General features: G+C 58.0%; 24 protein-coding genes and 1 other RNA gene. 4 read left to right on the top strand and 21 right to left on the bottom strand.

Annotated features, from left to right (window positions below; translation table 11 throughout):
• The first annotated feature begins 51 nt into the window (after window positions 1-51).
• The 4 genes from smpB (at window position 52) to AC4LE2_RS03175 (ending at window position 2908) form a co-directional block, all read left to right on the top strand.
• A complete protein-coding gene (smpB, locus tag AC4LE2_RS03190) occupies window positions 52-537 on the top strand; it encodes an SsrA-binding protein SmpB (protein WP_491824068.1) in 486 nt (161 codons plus the stop codon).
• A gap of 187 nt (window positions 538-724) precedes the next feature.
• The gene (locus AC4LE2_RS03185) at window positions 725-1015 is read left to right on the top strand and encodes a PA2433 domain-containing protein (RefSeq protein ID WP_491824067.1); all 291 of its coding nucleotides are present in this window, start codon (window positions 725-727) and stop codon (window positions 1013-1015) included.
• Window positions 1016-1097: 82 nt separating this feature from the next.
• Window positions 1098-1497: a transfer-messenger RNA gene (gene ssrA / locus AC4LE2_RS03180) on the top strand.
• 388 nt (window positions 1498-1885) lie between these two features.
• Entirely contained in the window at window positions 1886-2908 is a 1023-nt protein-coding gene (locus AC4LE2_RS03175) for a hypothetical protein (RefSeq protein ID WP_491824066.1), read from the top strand.
• 691 nt (window positions 2909-3599) lie between these two features.
• Here the strand turns inward: AC4LE2_RS03175 and AC4LE2_RS03170 are convergent.
• The 21 genes from AC4LE2_RS03170 to AC4LE2_RS03070 all read right to left on the bottom strand — a co-directional run bounded on the left by AC4LE2_RS03170 (window position 3600) and on the right by AC4LE2_RS03070 (window position 19216).
• Window positions 3600-4844 carry an SGNH/GDSL hydrolase family protein gene (locus AC4LE2_RS03170; protein ID WP_491824065.1) on the bottom strand — a complete coding sequence of 415 codons (1245 nt, stop codon included), beginning with the start codon at window positions 4842-4844 and terminating at the stop codon, window positions 3600-3602.
• A complete protein-coding gene (locus tag AC4LE2_RS03165) occupies window positions 4841-5059 on the bottom strand; it encodes a hypothetical protein (protein ID WP_491824064.1) in 219 nt (72 codons plus the stop codon). The genes AC4LE2_RS03170 and AC4LE2_RS03165 overlap by 4 nt, the downstream gene beginning before the upstream one ends.
• 12 nt (window positions 5060-5071) lie before the next feature.
• Complete coding sequence (locus AC4LE2_RS03160; protein WP_491824063.1) at window positions 5072-5662, bottom strand: hypothetical protein; 591 nt, start codon at window positions 5660-5662, stop codon at window positions 5072-5074.
• Window positions 5659-6126 carry a hypothetical protein gene (locus AC4LE2_RS03155; RefSeq protein WP_491824062.1) on the bottom strand — a complete coding sequence of 156 codons (468 nt, stop codon included), beginning with the start codon at window positions 6124-6126 and terminating at the stop codon, window positions 5659-5661. Before AC4LE2_RS03155 ends, AC4LE2_RS03160 begins: the two co-directional genes overlap by 4 nt.
• 71 nt (window positions 6127-6197) lie before the next feature.
• Window positions 6198-7295: a tail fiber domain-containing protein gene (locus AC4LE2_RS03150; RefSeq protein ID WP_491824061.1), complete on the bottom strand. Its 1098-nt coding sequence runs from the start codon at window positions 7293-7295 to the stop codon at window positions 6198-6200.
• Between the two features lie 18 nt (window positions 7296-7313).
• Window positions 7314-7994: a hypothetical protein gene (locus AC4LE2_RS03145; RefSeq protein WP_491824060.1), complete on the bottom strand. Its 681-nt coding sequence runs from the start codon at window positions 7992-7994 to the stop codon at window positions 7314-7316.
• Window positions 7994-8305 carry a hypothetical protein gene (locus AC4LE2_RS03140; protein WP_491828032.1) on the bottom strand — a complete coding sequence of 104 codons (312 nt, stop codon included), beginning with the start codon at window positions 8303-8305 and terminating at the stop codon, window positions 7994-7996. The genes AC4LE2_RS03145 and AC4LE2_RS03140 overlap by 1 nt, the downstream gene beginning before the upstream one ends.
• An 8-nt stretch (window positions 8306-8313) precedes the next feature.
• Entirely contained in the window at window positions 8314-11241 is a 2928-nt protein-coding gene (locus AC4LE2_RS03135) for a phage tail tip fiber protein (protein ID WP_491824059.1), read from the bottom strand.
• Window positions 11241-11639: a DUF6950 family protein gene (locus AC4LE2_RS03130; RefSeq protein WP_491824058.1), complete on the bottom strand. Its 399-nt coding sequence runs from the start codon at window positions 11637-11639 to the stop codon at window positions 11241-11243. The genes AC4LE2_RS03135 and AC4LE2_RS03130 overlap by 1 nt, the downstream gene beginning before the upstream one ends.
• Window positions 11640-11646: 7 nt before the next feature.
• Window positions 11647-12246: a hypothetical protein gene (locus AC4LE2_RS03125; RefSeq protein ID WP_491824057.1), complete on the bottom strand. Its 600-nt coding sequence runs from the start codon at window positions 12244-12246 to the stop codon at window positions 11647-11649.
• Window positions 12246-12830, bottom strand: a complete 585-nt coding sequence (locus AC4LE2_RS03120; protein ID WP_491824056.1) for a hypothetical protein — start codon at window positions 12828-12830, stop codon at window positions 12246-12248. Before AC4LE2_RS03120 ends, AC4LE2_RS03125 begins: the two co-directional genes overlap by 1 nt.
• Window positions 12831-12848: 18 nt before the next feature.
• A complete protein-coding gene (locus tag AC4LE2_RS03115) occupies window positions 12849-16049 on the bottom strand; it encodes a phage tail tape measure protein (protein ID WP_491824055.1) in 3201 nt (1066 codons plus the stop codon).
• A 31-nt stretch (window positions 16050-16080) separates the two neighbouring features.
• Entirely contained in the window at window positions 16081-16278 is a 198-nt protein-coding gene (locus AC4LE2_RS03110; protein WP_491824054.1) for a hypothetical protein, read from the bottom strand.
• Between the two features lie 41 nt (window positions 16279-16319).
• Window positions 16320-16649 carry a hypothetical protein gene (locus tag AC4LE2_RS03105; protein ID WP_491824053.1) on the bottom strand — a complete coding sequence of 110 codons (330 nt, stop codon included), beginning with the start codon at window positions 16647-16649 and terminating at the stop codon, window positions 16320-16322.
• Window positions 16650-16689: 40 nt separating this feature from the next.
• Complete coding sequence (locus tag AC4LE2_RS03100) at window positions 16690-17184, bottom strand: hypothetical protein (protein WP_491824052.1); 495 nt, start codon at window positions 17182-17184, stop codon at window positions 16690-16692.
• Window positions 17185-17237: 53 nt separating this feature from the next.
• Entirely contained in the window at window positions 17238-17624 is a 387-nt protein-coding gene (locus AC4LE2_RS03095) for a DUF3168 domain-containing protein (RefSeq protein ID WP_491824051.1), read from the bottom strand.
• Entirely contained in the window at window positions 17617-18117 is a 501-nt protein-coding gene (locus AC4LE2_RS03090; RefSeq protein WP_491824050.1) for an HK97-gp10 family putative phage morphogenesis protein, read from the bottom strand. Before AC4LE2_RS03090 ends, AC4LE2_RS03095 begins: the two co-directional genes overlap by 8 nt.
• A 3-nt stretch (window positions 18118-18120) precedes the next feature.
• Complete coding sequence (locus tag AC4LE2_RS03085; protein ID WP_491824049.1) at window positions 18121-18297, bottom strand: hypothetical protein; 177 nt, start codon at window positions 18295-18297, stop codon at window positions 18121-18123.
• Window positions 18298-18306: 9 nt separating this feature from the next.
• A complete protein-coding gene (locus AC4LE2_RS03080) occupies window positions 18307-18627 on the bottom strand; it encodes a phage head closure protein (RefSeq protein WP_491824048.1) in 321 nt (106 codons plus the stop codon).
• Window positions 18627-18926 carry a head-tail connector protein gene (locus AC4LE2_RS03075; protein WP_491824047.1) on the bottom strand — a complete coding sequence of 100 codons (300 nt, stop codon included), beginning with the start codon at window positions 18924-18926 and terminating at the stop codon, window positions 18627-18629. The genes AC4LE2_RS03080 and AC4LE2_RS03075 overlap by 1 nt, the downstream gene beginning before the upstream one ends.
• Complete coding sequence (locus AC4LE2_RS03070; protein ID WP_491824046.1) at window positions 18926-19216, bottom strand: hypothetical protein; 291 nt, start codon at window positions 19214-19216, stop codon at window positions 18926-18928. The genes AC4LE2_RS03075 and AC4LE2_RS03070 overlap by 1 nt, the downstream gene beginning before the upstream one ends.
• Window positions 19217-19257 lie beyond the last annotated feature (41 nt).

The raw sequence follows: 19257 nt of genomic DNA, 5'->3' as shown, positions 1-19257 counted from the left end.
CAATTCGCAACCGTAGCCGCCGAGCAAACTTGCCCCTATAATGCGCGCCCTATGGCTAAGCAAAAGAAGCATCCCACTGGGACAATCGCGCTAAACAAGAAAGCGCGTCACGACTATTTCATCGAGCAACGCCTTGAGGCGGGGCTGGTGCTTGCCGGCTGGGAAGTCAAAAGCCTGCGTGCAGGCAAGGCCCAGTTGGTCGACAGTTACGTGCTGTTGAAAAACGACGAGGCCTGGCTGTTCGGCGCGCACATCACGCCGCTTACCACCGCCAGCACGCATGTGATTGCCGACCCCATCCGCACCCGCAAGCTGCTCTTGAACAAAAAAGAGCTAGAGCGCCTGCACGCCTCTGTCCAGCAAAAGGGCTACACCGCCGTGTGTACCGCCCTGTACTGGAGCAAGCACCTCATCAAGTGCGAAATCGCGCTGGGTAAGGGCAAGAAGGAATACGACAAGCGCGACACCGAGCGCGAGCGCGACTCCAACCGCGAGATGCAGCGCGCAGTGCGCAACAAAGGCAAGGGCGACGAATAAGGCCCTGCCCTCGTAAGGCGACGCAGCAGGTCGCCTTTAGATAAAACGCTGTCGCGTTTATTCGTGTACAAAAAAATTCGAAACTGCCAGCAGTGATTGCAGTCAATGCAGTAAGCCCAGCTGCGCGGGCGAATCTGGCGCCTTGGCATCGGCCAATGAGCGTGACTAGCTTTCAAGGAGAATTGCCATGACCCGTTTCGCCCTTCCCGCTCTCGCCTTTTGTGTAAGCGCCCTGCTGGCCGCCCCGACCTTCGCTGCAAGCGATGACCTGTGCGCCGCCAACCTGCAGAAAATCAAAGACACCATGACCACTGCTGCCTCCACCAACCCCTCCCTGGCAAAAGGGATGGACGGTGAAATCGATCAGGCCAAGGCCGCCCAAGCCGCTGGCAAGAAAGAAGAGTGCATCGCCCTCACCGGTAAAATCATCACCAAGCTGGACAACTTCACCAAGAAAGGCGGCGCAGCCGGTAACTGATGCGACGTGGCGCAGGCAGTCGACTTTTGCCGCCTGAGCCCGTATACTGCGCAGCACACCTGCCGCCACTGGTAGCAGGTTCGGGGCCGATCAGGATTCGACGCCGGTAACGAAACTTTAGGTGCATGCCGAGTTGGTAACAGAACTCGTAAATCCACTGTTGCAACTTTTATAGTTGCCAATGACGAAAACTACGGCCAGGAATTCGCACTCGCCGCTTAATTGCGACGACTAGAACCTGAGCTTCTGGTTACTTCGGTACCAGCAGTCGCTAGGGGATGCCTGTAAACCCAAACCGACTGTCAGATAGAACAGGATCGCTGCCTAGTATGTCGTGGGCGACGCAGCTAAAACTTACACGACTCGCCCAACGCACCCTGCCCCTCGGGCGGCCGCGGGTTAACTCAGTAGAACGGGCTAAGCATGTAGTACCGACAGCGGAGTACTGGCGGACGGGGGTTCAAATCCCCCCGGCTCCACCAAACAAGCGTTACAAATCAGGCACTTAGCGATTTTCGCGGGTGCCTTTTTTGTGCCTGAATGGGCTGTTTTGGCTCAGGAATGGCAGGATTATGACAGCATCGAAGCCACAGCTTGCTTCTTGGCGTGTGTGCTCAGCTCTATACCATGGAAGTCGAAACGTGTGATGGAGGACACGTTGTGACTGAGGGTGCAGAATCACACCACTTTGCCGATAAACCATCATGTACCCCGACCTGACTTCAACGATTATTCATGCTAGCGGAAGCCTGCCTGTTGCAAGCTCGTTTGCAAGCTGGATGACAACATCGACAATTGGTCAGATGTCTATTGATAGCAAAATGGCAGTTCCGCATAATCCCTGCCCTTTCTGGGCTAGGGAGAGCTGAGTTGACCATTAACATAGCAATCGCAACATATGATGCCATCGTGCTGGGCTGTGACAGCTTGTCTAGCCAAGTCGAGCAAGCAATCCTTCCATTTCGACATGGGGTCGGTTTTGCGCGCGACGCTGATGGCAACGAGCTTATTGATGCTATGGGAAACAGAGTGGTATCGGTTGGAAATCTTCAGCCTTATGTCACAAACGTTTTCGGCGGAGCCCAGAAAATGTTCTGCCTTTATGAGGATGACGATACCTCTGTAGCCGCTGTGACTGCCGGAATGGCAACCCTTGGCGGCTTGACGATTGCAGGCATCGCCCATAGATTTCGCAAAAAGAATGCTGCTGTACAGACTAGATTCGGGTCCGTGCGGGATGTCGCAGACGCTTTTTTGAAACATGTTCGAAATGAATGGGAACTAGAAGTAGGGTTTACTACCACAGAGCAGGACTTGAGACCGTATTTTCCAGATGTGCAATTCATTGTCGGTGGATATGGCACAGATGATGCTTCTGGAATGGTATTCAAGCTTTCCGTCAGTTCCATGACGATTGAAGAGCAATTCGCTTGGCGATCGAAATCTGGAACCTGCTTTGCAGGCCAATCAGATTTTGTTGAACGACTCCTAGTAGGAGTGGACCATCAAGTGATTCGAGATGTGGAAGCTGCCATTTTGAAACTTGTCCAGGCACAAAATGAGGCAACGATTCAGGCACTGCTCGACAAGCTTCAGTCACAAGGGGTCGCAATTCCTGAAGGTTTTTCGTTTGACATACCTGAACTCAAGCTGGCGCTACCGTGGTTTGCAAACGTCGCCAGCATCGATTTTGGGAATTTGCCTACTCAATACGCGGTCGATTTGGCTGAGCTGTTGGTTAATCTTCAATCGGGCGTGCAACGGTTTGCAACAGGCGTAGCCACCGTGGGTGGACGGACTCACATCGGTGTGCTCAAGCGAGGCGAAAAATTCGCCATGCTCAATGAGCCAAAATTGGTACACAACCATACAGGTTACTCACATGACTTATAGCTATCGAGACTCCTCTGGGCAGATTGCTTCGACCCCTTACTCGGATCACGATCAGGTTCAGCGCAGTTTTGTGTATTCCGACCGGAGCGGCGCTATCCCCTCTGCGCAAGATTGCAAGCCGGTCCAACCTGCATCTCAGATGAAGGGGATGTCGGGCACCTACCGAAATGGGCTTTTCGAGCTCAATTGATAAAAAAACATTTTCACGAAAGCCCGCTTTAGCGGGCTTTTTGCTTGGGATTAACTGGAAGAAAGCTTGCATGCTGAGACTCTGGCTTGCATTGCTTATCGTCACTTCCTTTGCGATGCGACAGAACTTTTCTGCGGTGACTCACTCGCGCTCGTGAACGCTAGGCAATAGCTAAAGCCGATCCACAGGCCAGGAGCATCGAAGTCGATCAACCTTTACCGCTTTGATGGGCGAAAAATGATTTTTACCTTCGCATGGAGATCTGCCTTAGGCTACGAGTGTCGAGCAGCGATACCGAGCTTGTGATGAATCTAAGATTGGTGGACTGGAAAGAACTTTGGTATCTGGATGGCGAAATGGTGATATGTCGTCACTGCGAAGCTACACAGGGCTTTTGGGAAGCACGACGTCCTTTCGTGCATGAGAACGGATGCATTACCAACAAAGCGGCTACGCAAATGCCTTGGCGGGATCTAGCGGCGTTATTACGAACAGAGGTGCTCAGACCTTCCGATGGCCAAACTGGCTAACCTTGACCGTTGATGCCTGAGCAATACCAGTAGCCAGATAGAGACCCATACGACAGGTCACTGTCGTTTCGGTTAGGTCAGCAGTGTGCCGCTGTGTTTCCAGAGCGCCTCTCCAGCTCGCAGGCAGCGTGAAGGGCTCCTGGTACTTGTCCATCGAGCGGTAATAAATAGTTGTCGCCGTGCCGTTTACCGGCCTGTTGATGATCATCTCCGCCTCCCAGCTCAGGATGCCTCGGCTGCTTCCTATGATCTCCGGCGCCGATACCATTTCCAGGACATCGGCCACGGCCAAGTTGGTGATGGACACATTGGCGATGGGCTGAACGTAGATGTACCCACCGGCGGCGGCCATGGTGCCAGCCAGCTCGATGCACTGGGCCTCACCATAGGCGGCCTGCTCCTTGTACCACTTGGTGGTGATGCCAGCCAGGCCAGAGCCCGTGGCTTTGTAGCCGTCGGCTAGAACCGATCCAGCGACTGCGTTTACCGAGGCGTTGAGTGTGCCAGCGGTACCCAGCATCAGCGGGTTGGCGTTTAGGCAGCCGAACGGGCGGATCGCTGAGTACAGGTCAGCAGCATCGGTGGGCAGCGGTACGCCGAAGAATTCGAAGTTGGCAAGGATCCCGGGCACTACCCGCGACTGGATGAAATCAGCGCCCAGCAGGTTCGGGTGCAGCCCCTCCACCGTCATTTCTTCGGTGAAGCCATCCCAGATGTTGACCACAGGCACGAACTGGCTGACGTAGCTCAGCACCCAGTCCTTGTAGGCGATGGCCTCATCCAGAGCTGTGCCGGTGAGCGCTTTGGTACCAAAGCGCGGCGTGCCGGTGCCGACCATCAAATACTTGCCCGGGGTGTTTTCGAACGCGCTGATGGCCTTCATGACGTTGGCCTTGGAGTCCGCCAGGCTCATGCCAGGGGTAGTGCTGTCGTTCGTGCGGGACAGCCATAGCCAGAGGTCTGCGGTCAGCGAGTTCAGGGCCGAGGGCATGCGAGACATGAATTGGCCAGTATGGTCGCCCACCTTCCCCTGGTTGTCCCGCCAGTCGGGGAACAAACCCGTCTTTGCCGCAACGGCCCCCGCATAGCCATAAGCCTCCGTGCCCCAGGCCGTGGCCGCTATGGTGTGGCAGTTGGCGCTAAAGCTATCCCCCAGTAAGCCCAGGCCTCGGCGGATACGGAGCCGGGCCGGGCGCTGATTGGCAAGCAGGCTCATGCATACACCTCAAAGGCAGCACCGCCAGCAGGCACGAAACGTACCGTGGCCGGAGGGATATCAAGAGGAAACGCGCCGTCAGTCCAGAGGGTATCGGCGGTGACCCAGCTGGTGCCCATCTTGATCTGTATGGCCACACTGCCGCCGTTGGCCTGCACGCCTAGCGTGACCCGCATGGCGCGGTTGTAGGTCTCTTCTTTCGTTGTGGTCTGCATCACTTCCCCTTTCTACCTGTCCGTTCTAGTGACGGTGCCGGGCGCCACCGCAAACTCGGTGATTGCCGCGTTCTGCTTTTGCGATTCCTTGGTCATGCCGAACCAGAAGCCCATCACCTGCTTGAGCTCACCGAACCACAGGCCGATGACGGTGCCCACGGTGAGGCTGGCCGTGGGGTCGGTAAGGATCTCCTTGTTCCACCCCATGAACACGGCTGCAATGATCAGCAGCGTACCCAGCAGCACCAAACCGGTGACGATCGGGCGAATCAGATCACGGGGCTGCGCGGCCGCCAGCTTGCGGGCGCTATCACGGTCGGCTGCCTCGGCGGCGTACTGCGAGGCCTCAGCCTGAAGGCGGTTGTTTTCGGCGGTGACCGCCAGCTGCTGCAGCTGCACCTTGGCATTGGTCTGCAGCTCCTGAACCTTCACCATGGCCTCGGGGTTGGTGGCCAGGATGGCGCCAACCGCCTCGGGATCGTTGGGGGCGTTGAGTGCGCTCGACACCAGCGCGCCGACGGCAGCACCGGCTGGCCCGCCGAGCAGTGTTCCCAAGGTGGGGGCGGCGGCGCCGATGATTCGGCCTACGTCTGCCCAGTTCATACGAGTGCTCCCACTGCCTGGGTATGGCAGTCGGGCCACTTTTCTGGATGTGGCCTACCTGGGCGCCAGGTACGTGCATACAGGCGCCAGGCCGCGTCGGGCTCGCTAACGGCCGGCATTGGCAAGGGGTCGCTCCACAGCAATAGGCGGGCGAACACTGCTGCCAGGATGTCGTCAGTCTCCAGCGCGGCCCATACCTTGTCCCGCTCGAAGGGCACGCCGCGCAGTGAGCAGATAGCGGCTGCGTATGAAGTGGTGTTGGGGTGGGTCATGACGCCCTTCACCCCTCCCCCCTCTTCAAACTGCCAGAGCCCACGGGCAGGGCCATCGTCATACTGACGCCGGACGAGGAAACCGGATTCCTGAAGGCCGATAGCAATCAGCATGGTCATGGCACGGCAGCCGCTCATTTTTTGGGGCAAGAGGGCCAGGCCCTGCTTGATTGTTTCGACAGGGATTTCCATCGTGCTGCTTTTCTCCAGACATAAAAAAACCCGCACAGGGCGGGCTAGCTGATATAGAGGTGGAACTGCTCTTACTTCTGTAGGGCTGCGACCTCTTCCCGGAGATTATCCACCTCCGATTTAAGTGCCTTGATCGCAGAAACAAGATAAGGAATTACTGCCATGTAATTGACTTTCCATATCTGGTCAATCTCGTTGTGCGCGCTATCATCCCCTGGAGTCACCGCAATAGGGATGCTCTCGAAAAGTTCCTGAGCAATCATTCCTGCTTCGTGTGATTCGTACTCAGACGAATTAAGCATAATCTTCCGATCATAGATCACCGGCCGGACCTGCATAATCCTTTCAAGCCCATCCGTGATTTCAACATCGTTGATTTTAAGCCTACGGTCTGAGCCTTGCGTTACCGTGCCAGGAACTTCAAGATTCCCACCATACCGATAAAACATCTCGGGACCAGTGGCGGTATTATCGCTATTGACTGTACGCCAACTGAAACCTCCAATGCCGCCGCCCTTGTTACAGATAAAGTTTCCTTCCCCTTGCCCATTGCTCCCGTTCCACCCAGCATAAAGCCCTTGTGGGCTTACCGAGTTTAATTGCTGAGAGGCCAGCATTGAAGTAATAAACCTAGCGCGTATGCTGTTATTAAGAAGGCCTAGGTTAATGACAGCATCCGCCGCAGACTTAGCCCCTGTCCCGCCTTGGCTTAATGATATCGCCGTGGTAAGTGCACTCAGGGCAGTAATGTCACCGTTCACCCCGCTTTTCGCATAGTCGGCCAGCGTTGCCAGTGCCATCCGGTCGGGCGCAGTGAAGTAAGGGAACTTCCCAGTAACGCCGGTCAACGCCGCCAATGCGTTGACCGGCACAGATGCCGCTAGCGCACCGAACTTGTTGACCAGCGCCCGAAGCGCGTCCGCCGAGTCCTTCACGTAGCCCTGCATGGGCGCCAGCGCATACGTGCCAGCGGCCACGGTTGGGCCCACATAAGCAGGCAGGATCGACAGCACCGTATCGCTGGCAATGTTCGCCACTTCGTACCAGCGCCCGTCTGGGCCCAGGAAGGCATCACCTACCCTGGCGTTGGCAGCAAAGCCGGTGTTCGTGCCGGTGATGGTGTTTGAATTTTGGGTGCACGAAACCGTGCCGGATCGAAGCCAGGGCATCCGAAGTGTCCTTTGAAGTTAGGCGTTCATTTTGGCGAACAGAGCAGGCAAGAAGAAAGCAGTGGGATTGGAGGCGGCCACGGTAATTGCGTAAAGTTTTCTGTTCGGAAAGTCCCACCAGCAATAGAGGTACCTATTGATAGCACTGCCGGCCGCCATGGGCATTCCGAAGTTGTTTATAAGCATGTGCTCGTTTTCTGGAAAATCGAACGGAACCGAGTAGTAAACCCTTACCAAGCCTTGGTCATCATAATCGTAGGTAACATGAGTCCAGCTTTGGAAAGCCCTGGTAAAGTTCGCGACTGATGTACCGGAATCGAAAAGTAGCTTGCTCGCCCCATCCCACAGCCTAAGGCCAAACTGAGCCACAGCCTGCGCCACAAACGCTGCTACGAAATACCTGCCATTCGGCGGAGCCGTCTTAACGTTGTACCCCCGCACGTAGAATCCCGTCCAGTTACCGGCTGAGCCTATCAAACGCATTTGGCAAAGGCCGGCCACCGCATTTACGGTGTCAGGCCTAACAAACACCAGAGGTGGTTCCTGGCTTGTAACCGGCCTGCTGAAATACGTCGTTGAGCCGAGCCCTGACTCCTCCGTGGGCGCATATCTTCCTGAAGAGATAACCACAAGTCGGGCGTATTCAGAGTCGATAACTACCGAGCCGCTGTTATTTGTGAACTGAAGACCGAAGGACATCAGCTCCACCGCATTACAATAAGACGCATGGTTCCATATGCCTTACTGCTAGCAGCGTAGGTGCGCGTGTGGTTGTAGACCCGGGCGACTCCTTCGAGCATTTCCGTTTCAAACTGGATCTGGTCCCGACCATAGGCCCCTTCTGGTATGACAATGGCCGTTCCATTCCCAGGCCCTACCCCAGGCACCGCAAAATCCTGGCTGCCTTTGGGTGCCGTATTGGGAAAGGTGACCAGCAGCGAAAGCACCACCCGTACCGTAAATGAGTTTTCGTCAACTTGGAGGGCGCCGTCGGCACCATAGATCCTCATCCCGTAGCTCATGCTGTTAAGTCCCCCAGTTGCACACGCAGCACGTTGTTGGCGTCGAACACCTTGACGGCGCGGTTTGTAATCGTGAGGCGCCCCTGGCCAGCAACATAGCCGTTGAACTCGAAAGTGTTGTCCTTCACGCCGAAACGCCAGCCCGTTGCACCTGGCACATAGTTCGTCGACTGGATGTAGTCCCCAATCTTCGCGCTGGTGATAGTGCCGTCACCGATGAAGGCTTGGCTGATGAACACCTGGCCGTTCTGGATCACGAAGGGGGTGAAGACCGCCCCGCCTGCTGTCGTGCCCACGACGGCGAAGCGATCCGCCGACACAAGGAACTGGCTCTGTAGCCCGGCTGCCGTGTTTTCGATACCCAGTCCAATACCGGCCGCCACGTACTGCCCGTTAGCGTTGAGCTGCATCTTCACCGACCACATGGTCGAGAGCTTGCCGTCAGCGCTGGCCTGGGCGGTGGCCACCTGCTGGATGGCTGCCGTGTTATTGCCGGCCTGGGCCTGCAACGTCTCGGTGGCCTGTACCAGCGCCTCATCCTGGCTGGCTCGGACAACCACCTCTTTTGCGTAGGCCGCCTGGGTATCCCACATCTTCAGTGCGTCGTTGAGGTCGCCTTCCCCGCTGTCAGCGCGATACGCGGCACGTAGGGCTTGGAGGCTGCCGGCCTGGGCGGCCACGTCCGTGATATCGGCCGTGTTCTTCTGCACCTGCTGGGCCAAGCCATTGGCGGCCTGGATAGACTGCCCCACGTCCAGCCAGTAGGCCGTGTTCGGGGGTGGCGTGTCCTTGGGTACCGCCTTCGTCGCCTGGTAGATCCGGCCATCTTGCACCACCATATCGCCCTGAGCATAAGCCTGATCCGCCTTGTAGGCTGATAGGCCGTCCAGCGCCGCGATCTGGTCCTCGATGTCGGTGATCTTCTCGTTCAGTTCCTTGCTGAGCTCGGTCTGACCAATCTTGCCTGCCATGGCCGCCAGGAAGGCCGACACGTCATTGGACGTGGACGTCGGCACCTTCAAGAAGCTACTGACCCCGTAGGCATTCCTTGAGCGGATGAAGTAATAATAATTGGTGTAGAACGCCAAGCCTGTATGGGTAAGCGTTAAGCCTTGGCCCACGTACTCCGCCTGGGCGGCCGTTGCCTTGGGATCAAGCGTGAAGAAGTACTCGTAGGTACCCCCATTCAGCCCGTGGAGCGGATTGCCAGGAATCAAGATAATGGTGTCGATCGATGACTGGACCGCGCACGTCTCCGGCACCGGCGGGCCATCGATGTTCACCGTGATGGTTGCTTCACCAGAGCGGGCCATGGGGCCCACCGCGGCAACACTCATCGTGTAGTTGCCTGCTGGCAGTCCGTTGATGCTGCACTGCGCGCTACTGGCGGGAATGGAATGCGCTTGAACCGCCGCCCCTTCCTGGCGAACCACGACAGCGTATTCGGATACGATGCCACCAGGTGGTACCCAGGAAAGCACGCCTTGTATTACCTCCGCGTTTTGATCGGTGCTCCATTTCAAACCGGTCGGAGATCCCAGCCCACCAGCAGGCAGGCTTATGAAGCCCAGCGGGTCATAGGGCTGCCCTACCGCGTCACCAAATATTGCCTGCTCATACTGCGCCAGCGATACCGTGCACCCTTCCTTTGCCCCCATCGACCAGTTCGTGACAATGAATTCGCCCAGGATATTTAGCGAGGGCAAATTGACCCGCACCACCCTGCCCGGCCGGCAGTTGTATCCCGCGAAGTTCATGGGGATGCTGATCGCACCGCCAGCTCGACGCCGGCGCAATTCGATGTTGGCTAGGCGTTGGGCCTGATAGGGGTCAGTCACGTAGCTATAGCTGAGCGTTTCAGCGGCTTCGCCGCCGTCTTCCGTCACCCACTGCCCAACGACCACCTCCGGATAATCGGTTTCAGCCCAGGCCTGGCTAGGATCAATGAAGGTCCCCCGAACGGTATTGATAGCTGAATCATTGGTGGTTTCGGTACCGCCAGTGATGGTTCCGATCACCATGTCTTCGGTAATTTCGAAGTCATACGGGCCGTAATAGGCACCAGCCTGCAACATCCAGCGACCGCCAACTCGAATGAGCTTGCCAGCACATGAAGCCTCAAGCTTCTGGATTACCTGGGTGCGTTGCTCATCGGCGCCTATGACGCAGGATGTGGTGTAACGCTGACTCGCCGAGCCGTCCGCATTGGTAATCGTCTCGTCACAGACGTTGGCCGCGCTTGCGAACGTGGAGAATACGATCTCATCGTCTGGAATCCCACAGCGGTTGCGCAGATACCAGAGAATATGAAGCGCGGTGTTCTGCGTGTAACCGGTCGTGCCCGACCGGGGGTCATAGACGTCGTCTCGGCCGCGCACGACGAAGCGCACATCGGGGATGCCTGAAGGAAACTTCTCAGCGTTGTATTGCAGCGACAGGCGCACGAATGACAGGCCGCGCCCTATCTGCTCGTTTTTCCAGTTCGGGCAGTTGGCCTTGAGGAACGCATTGACTGTCGTCGGATCGACAACGAGCTCATAAGTGGCGTAGGTGCCGAAGGCGCTGATGGATTCCTCACCAAGAAAAATATCCTCCAGCTTGCTCACTGGGCCTTCGCTCAGAACATAGACCAGGTGAACCCATTCGCCATTTGCTGCTCCCCCGCTTTGCTCCTGCGCCCATACCAGAACGCCGCCTGTGCTCACGCGGCCAAGGATGAAACGAATAGGCGCCTTGGATGAACGTACGGTCTGAGCTGATGGCTCGTTTGCCTTGAACGATGAGGTGTTGGTCAACGCTTCCTGCTGGGAGGCTGCATAGAACGCCAGCCCCGCACCAATGACCGCGCCGATAGGCCCGCCCTGGGCGAACCCGATGGCGGCGCCCACAGCAATCTGGGCAATTTTCTTTACACCACTGCTCACTACTCAACCCTCCACACGGCCAGAGGTGTGCAGTCCACACGACCTACACCCTCATCCGTGGCGCACCAGAAATCACCGGCCCAGAACACCGCAACCGCGCGGCCCGTGGGCGCGTCGTAAAGCGCGATGTCACCTCGCTGAATGAAGGCAGGTGGCACCCTGGAAAAGCACGCATCCCAAGCAGCCTCGAGGCTTCCATGCTTTTTCTTCAAAGCACGCTTCGCCCCTACTTCGGTCTTGTAGGTGCCCCGGTAAAGCTTGGCCGGATCAGTGCCACACACCGCGATCGCGCAATCGGCAGCAAACAGGCAACAATCAAACTCGCCCCATGAAAAAGGCCGCTCTAAGGCGGCCTGGATGACGTGGTACAGACGGGTAGTCCAATCTCGATTTCGCATGGGGTCACTATTCGTAGGTGAAGGCAGGCGCATCCTTTGTCGAGCCCCAGTAAAGAGGCCATTCCGACATCTGAGCCACGGCATAGAAGAAGCGATCGCCGTCGTGGCGCGCCCGGTGGTTCTCATCTGTCCATCGCTCGGTACCAGTCCGATTCCACTCGGCCATGCGGTCGATGACGGGCACCGTGATGCTGTTGCCGTCTGCGCTATTCCCGCCAAAGGAAAACTGCGCCGCATCCATGCGCCCTGAAAACAAGATGTCAGAGGCGTAGTTTCCAGCTTCGTCAAACACCACAAAGAGCACTTTGCCTAGCCGCCCTCGACATCCTCGAATGTTGGTTTCCTTGAGGATGTAGGCATCCAGGCCCGTCAGCTTCAGGTCGATAGACATGGGCGACCCGGAGTTGTCGCTCTCCTGGGTCTGTCCAATTTCACCGAACGTGCCCACACCGTCATAGGTGATCCCGTCGATGACGAGCTGGCCAGTACCTGTATGCGCGAACACCATGCCATCGGCGAAGTCGAGCTGGCAGGCATGAACCACCATGAAACGCCCAGTGGCCAGGATGTCGACAACAGGCTGACTGAAGGGGAAGGCTGCGGGCATCAGAAGGCCTCTCGGAATTGAACAGTGCAGTTGGACACTACCGGCTGAATCGCCACCTGGTGGGAGTCGTCGATCCGTCGCATCTCTGAGTAGGGGTTGCGGTACTCCACTGCTGTGCCGGGGGTGAGCGTGCGGCGAATTCGCTTGTTCAGGTTTACGGTGACCTGGCCCTGGACATTGGCGGTGGCGTTCTGCACAACCTCGAACATCTCGCCAGCAACGGTCAGGTAATCGCCTATCGAGAACGCCCTGACTCCCGCCTTCACACCGCCAATGACCATTGCAGTGGCCTGCGCGATACCGGAAACAACCACTGCCGCTCCGATATCATCGATGCGGGTACGGGTGAGCGCAGGGATATTCACGGTTCCGAACATGCCGTGGAGGCGCCCGAGCAGGGCCGTCAGTTGGCGCTCATCCTCATCAAACAGCACGCCGAAGGTCAGCGTGCATACCCAGAAGGCACCGGGGTATCCAACGATCTGTTGGGCATTGGACAGCGTCGACGTAAACGCCCGGTTGTTGTAGGTCATGCCCCACGACGTCTCGGTCGGCTCCAGCGATTCAGGCCACTCAAGCGCCATGTCTACTCCTAACGCCGGTCACCGGCGGTTGATCATTTGTCGGGCCGCTCCATTTCGCTTGAAATCGCTCAGCACCATCTGGTAACCCGCCTGCGCGCCATCCTGAGCAGCCTGCTTTAGCTCCGCTCTGGAAACCGCATCGGCATTGCCGCTGAAGTGGAAGTGCTGCGTGACGCCTGAGGGCGTGCTGGCCCCGCTCGAGCCTGGATCGCCACCACTATCGCCGACCATCCGCACTCCCAGTGAACCGTCCGCAGCACGTGTTAAAGGCATGATTGCCTCCGGCCCCGCCTCGGCGAAGATCCCAGCACCTTTGGCAAATGCAAAGGTTTGAGGCGAGCTGTACACACCATTGGAAAAGGTCGAAAGGCTCGGTGAGTCATACACCCCGCCCTTGGCATTCATGACTGGCGCCAATGGCGTGCTGGAGCCAGTCATTACTCCCTGGCCCAACGCGGACGCGCCACCGGTCATAAACCCGAAGGCTGAGCCCAACAGGCCCACTGCGGCCTGCCTTATCTGGATGCGGATCAGGTCTTCAATGATCGAATCAGCCATGTCCTTGATCGACGCCTTGCCGGTCTTCACATACTTCAGGACGGCGTCCTCCATGTCGCTGAAGGCATCCGTGAACATAGAACGGGTTTGACCAGCAACGTCAGCGGCCTGGTCGGCATAGTTCTGCCAAGCGCTGGTAGCACCATTGGCCCAATCGCTTTGCGCCTGATCGACCTTTTGCCAGCCTTCTGTGATGACCTGGACCTGCTTGGCGCCGTATTCCTCGGTGAGCGCGATTTGCTGCTCCAGCGCCTGGCGTTGTTTCTCGGTCGTAGCAGTGGCCAGTTCAGTGCGCAAAGACAGTAACTTGTCGTTGGTCTGCCGCTCCAATTCCAGCCGCGCCTGAGTACGTTCAGCCTCCTTGTCGCCCATTCCCACTGCCGAGGCCATGGCGCTATAGGAATCTCGAGCGTTGTTAAGCTGCTTCTCCAGATCCGCCTGATACTGCATGGCCTGCGACAGGCCTTTGGCTGAAGCAACAGTGGTGTCGTATTGATCCTTCAGCCAGCCCAGACCCTTGCTGTATTCCTCCAGGGTAATCTTGCTGTCGTGAAATAGGAGGTCGAGCTCTTCGGTTTTGGTCTTGAGTTCGTCCGCCGCAGCGCCTGCTGGGTCGAATGCTTTCTTCAGGGCATCGAAGGAAGCCTGCGCCGTCTTGACACGCTGTGCCAGCGCAGTGTCGGCAGCTTTCCGGGCTTTCTCGGCTGCTGACTCTTCCTTAGTCGCGGCCTTATCAGATTCCTTCAGAGCATCAATGGCTTTGGCCCGCTCGCGGATCTTGGTAGCCAACGCACTTTCGGGAGCAATCTTCTCCTTGAGGATGAGCGTTTCGGCCTGCTCGAGGGCCGTTTTGTCCTTTAGCGTTTGCAGCTGCTTATCAAGTTGCTGCAGGTAGGTGTTGCCGGCATTAATAGCAGCGGTGTTATCAGGGGCTTTAGGCTTCTCACCACCGCCTGCCATTTCCTTGGCCAAGGCCGCTTGCGTTTTGGTTAACTTGGCGGCGGCCTGCTCAGCCGTGCTGTACGCGCCTGCGCTCTCGCGGATAGATCGCAGGTTGTCTTCCGGTATATTGAAGCGCTTGGCCAGATCATCCACCACCGTGGACAACTGCTGTCCTGAGGCGCGAGCAGCATCGAATTCGGCGCCAACCCGTGTCCCTACAGTCGATCCAAAATTCTGCCGAATCGTCTTCTGAAAGTCCTTATAAGCCTCATCCGCCGCAGACACAGCGCCTTCTTGGTCACGAGCAATCTTGACCAGCTCTGCACCTTGCTGGTCCTGGGTGAGTTTTCGAAACTCCTCACGGATTTCCTTCAAAGGGCGCTTTAACGCGTCCAGGCTGCTGGCCACGGCAACGGTGTTGTCGCGCATGGTAAGAAACGCGATACCTGCGCCTACTGCCAATGCTGCGATACCCGCCGGGCCACCTAGCAGCGACAGCAAACCACTGGATGCGCCCTTAAGCGAAGCCTGAGCTACCGCGACCTGAGCAGTAGCAGCGCGCTCCGCCATCCGAGCTTCTGCCAACTGGATTGACATCTGCGTCTGTACAGCAGTACCGCGGGCAGCGATGGCTTCCTTTTCCACACGGATAACCGCTGATTGGGCGGCGATCTGGTTGGCCGTAGCCACCTGCGCAGCACTGGCGGCCTGGGCTATGTTGGCTGAACGGGACTCAACGCTTGCCGCAGTACTCGCCGCCAGGCTGGAGATGTACCCAACGAATGCTGCAGCGACCTTGCCGCCAAGGATCGCTACCAGGATGTTCAGGTTGTCGGCAAGGAAGCCGATGCCTGCACCTAGCCCGTCCATGATGCCGTTCTTCGACATTGAGTTTAGACGCTGGGTGACACTCTCAATACCCGGCAGCATGCCTGAAACGAGCTGGCGGGTTGCTCCAGCGAAGGAAGCCTCAAGCGACTTGATAGACTGGTTAACCCCAACCAGCCTGGCCACCTGAATGCTCGACAGGATGTTGCCAGCAGCCTCTGCCTGATCCCCCAGATCCTTGAACCCTTTGCCGTTATTCCGCAACAGCGGGATCAGAGCCGTGGCCTCATCTGCCATGGCTTCCATGTAGGTAGTCATTTGCTGCTGGTTCAAGCCCGCCTTTTCCAGCGAGTTGTAGTACAGCTGCAAAGCCTGGGGCCCCGACAGGTTGGCAAAACTCTGTGCAGTGACGCCGACCTTTGGCGCGATCTCCTTGAAGAAGTCGGCCATTTCCCCGCCGCCGCGAGCGATGAACTCGCCCGCCCGGTCGGTCGTGTCCTTGAAGATGTCGGCGAGCTTGTCCTGCTCGACGCCTACCGTCCTGGCGCCGACAGCCATTCGTTGAAACTCTGTCGTCGAGGTGTTCGACAGCGTCGAGAGGTTGCGTATCTCCTGAGCGTATTCAGCCGTTTTGGTGGTGATCGCCACCAGACCCGCAACGGCGGCCGTGGCGGCCAGGCCCATGCCGGTAAATGCCGAGCTGATAGAGCGCTGCAGGAGGCCGGCATTGGCACCGGTTCGGTCGAATGCCTTGTCCACTTCGCCCAGGCTGTTGTCGATCTGACCCGATGCTTTCGCTACCGCGCTTTCACCGCGGGCAATCTCTTGGCGCAACTGCGCGGTGGTCGCCTCGATGCGAACCAGCATCCCCTGGATATCAGAGTCAGCCATAGGCTTCTCCAGCTAGAAGTAAACGAAACAGCTACCCACGCCGCGCCGTCAGCGCCAGGCGCAGTTTCTCGGCCACCGTCGAAGACTTGGGTTTTTCGGGTGTGGACTTGCTGCCAAAGGGATGGGTCATGCGCGCCCATTCGATCCGGGCGTCCATGGCAATGAATAATTCGGGGAGAGGCGTGCGCCAGGCCACTTCCGGCGCCCAGCCAAGCCAGCCAGTGGCCACCGCAAATAAGCGGTCTACATAGCTACCGTCTTCGACGGCACTTACGCCTTCCCCGCTTCGACGTTTCCCGCGCTTTCACCACGGGGGTTGTATAGCGCGCCGAGGTAACCGGTGAGCTGGGTAGCAAGCCCTGCAACGCCGACCTGCCATACCTTTTCAGGAAGTTCGCTCGCCTGCTTGGCATCCAGGCCGGCGCCGGCGGCAATGATCAGTGCCACGCCATCCACGCTGAGCACGCGAAGTGATTCTGCCGCACCGCGCAGGCCGCCGAAGTGCGCTTCGATCTTGCGGACAGCACCCAGGGTGATGGTCAGATCGAACACTTCGTCTCCCACCTGCACCGAAGTTGCGCCATGTAGGGTCTTGCTCATGGATCAGTACCTTGCAAAGGGGGGCACAAGGCCCCATGGGTCAAGCCGCTGGACCAGCGTTGATCTCGATGATGTCGGAGTTGATCCCGATAGTGATGTTGCGGCGCACCACGTTGTCAGCCGCCCCGGGCGCTACGGTGTTGTTCATGACCTTGCCGCGCATGTAGAAGGTGGTCGGCAGTACCGCTGGAGTGGCGCCAGGATCACCGTCGTTGAGAGTAATCTTGATGTTGTAGTCGCCCTTGGTGCGGTCCTTGTGGGCGACCTTGACGGCTTTCTGGCCTACGTCGCCGTTGTCTAGACCCACGGTCAAGGTGAGGTCGCCGGCATCGGCGGTACCCTTGTACTTACGCACACGGCCATCCCTGAGCGACGTGAAAGTCACGCTGCTGAACGTGTCCCCAAACTCGCCCAAGTCTTCGATCTCGCCGACCTCGACGAAGGTGTCTTTCTTGTAATCGGCTTCAGTATCCGCGCCGGTCTTGCTGCCCAGCGAAAAGCGGCAGCCGGCGGCGGTGTTCAAGTTGTCGGCCATGGGGTTTCCTCCAAAAGGCGCATTGGATAAAGCCGCAGGGCGGCCAGGTTGTTTCAGTGGGTGGTGATAACGCGGACGGTGATCGAACCCATGTAGGTGATTCCGTCGGCGTCACGCTGTGCGTCGGCCCGCTCCACCCGGACGGACACTGCCCGGCCTTCTTCAAGCGGCAAGCGGCGCTCATCCAGGGCCGCTGTGATTTCAGCATTCAAGCGCTTCACCTCCGCCTGGCCATGGGCATCAGACCAGACTGTCAGGTAGATGAGACGCTGCTGTCGCTTGCGGCCCGCGATCGGGCTGATGTTGGTTGAGATTTCACGATCGATAGAGACGTAAGGCATGACGGTGTCCATGGGGGCCCCGTCGTAAATGGGGCAAGACACTTCGGCCTGCAGGCGCTCCACTATCGCTATCTGCAAGGCTACGGAGGGGTCAGCCATCAGTTACCCCCTGGCTGGCTTTCTTCAGCGTTCTGGATACCGCAGCCCGAATATCCATCAGCACCACCTCACGGTTAACATCGATGGCCGGGCGTAGCCAGGGATGAGCAGGGAGTGCCGGAATGTTGGGGTACTTGCCAAAAAAGTGCGCACCGTCAGCCTTGTTCGTGGTTGAGCGATTTTTGCCGCCGGCCCGCTTGGAGCCGCTGTAGCCCTTGGTGCCGTACTCGAGGAAACGCAGGTAGTAGAAGCGGCGGTAATTCTTCTTACCCCGTATGCCGATTTCAGCATCAAGACCGCTTTTGGACACAAACGCCGTAAGGGCCGCAGCGGCAGCGCCGGTATCCCGCGGAACAGTGGCCTGCATGGTGGCCAGCACCTTATTGGCGGCTTCCTGCATGGCCGGGCGTAGCTCGTTGTCCATGTTCTGGTGGATGTTGCGTAGGGTACGCCGCAGCTTGAAATCGCCTGAAAGCCGAGAGCGACGGGCCATGCCCTACTCCTTGGCTTTGGCCGGCTTCTCCGCCTTGGCCAGGTTAGGGCTTTCCTGCATGTCTTCGACCAGCCCACGGTCGATCAGAGCCTGGGCTGTGGTGGCGTCCACCACGAATTCATCACCAGCGGCGCGATCGCCTACAGCGCCGGACAGATCGGCAAGTGCTCGAACTTTCATAAGGGGTCCTCAAGGGGCGGGGTCGTTGGAACACAGCAGGCGGAGCATGGACCGCTCGTTGTCGAGCAGGGCCGCTTCAACTAGGTAGGTGGCGCCTTGGTAAATCAGGCGGCACCCGGCTACCACATCTGCACGGGGCCGGATGCGTATCTCGGCTGTCACCACGGCCTGCAGGCCTTCGGCAACACTTTCAACGCGGCCGGTGGGCAGCGTGATCTCCGCCCATAACTTGCCGGCATCCACCCAGGTTTCATCGAAGCCCCCGGTGCGGTTTTTCACCCGCTGGGGCTTGAGTAATGTTGGGCGGTGACGTAACGGACCAGCTCTCATTAGAAGCGCTTCCTGTACCAGAGCAGACGATCCACCGCCAACGGCACCTCTGCTGTGATAGTGCCGATAACTACCGCTTCGCGGTTCGCATACCAATGCCCAACCAGTAGCAACACTGCCTGTTTAACATCGCGGGTCAGGCCCATCTCAGCTGGAACGACCGGATCGGTTTCAACCAGCAGCCGGTCGCAGTGTTGCTCTACATGTGCCAGCGCTGCTTCGACGTAGCCTTGGATAAGCTGGTCTTCCTCATCACCGTCCACACGCAGGTGCAGTTTCACCAAGGCCAAGTCGATCATTACTTGGCCTCTTTAGCGGCCTTTTCAGCAGCTGCTTTCTCTGCTGCTGCTTTTTCGGCAGCTTCTTTCGCGGCCTTTTCAGCGGCTTCCTTTTTCTCGGCCGCACCCGCTTGCTTGTTTTCCTTCGGTGCGGCGCCGTCGCTTACTTCGACAGCCAGGCCCTTGCCGATTAGAACGTGAGCGTATTCATCGTCTGCGTTCTCGAGTACGACGCCGGCGCGTATGCGGTCAGTATCTGCGCCCAGCTTGGCTGCATTGCCTTCAAACCCCCACAGGGTGCGAATCTTCATGACATACCTCAGAAAAAAAAAGGGGCCGTCAGGCCCCGTAT

The organism is Pseudomonas sp. 9.3L (assembly GCF_058536285.1).
This window is presented reverse-complemented; position numbering and strand designations above follow the sequence as displayed.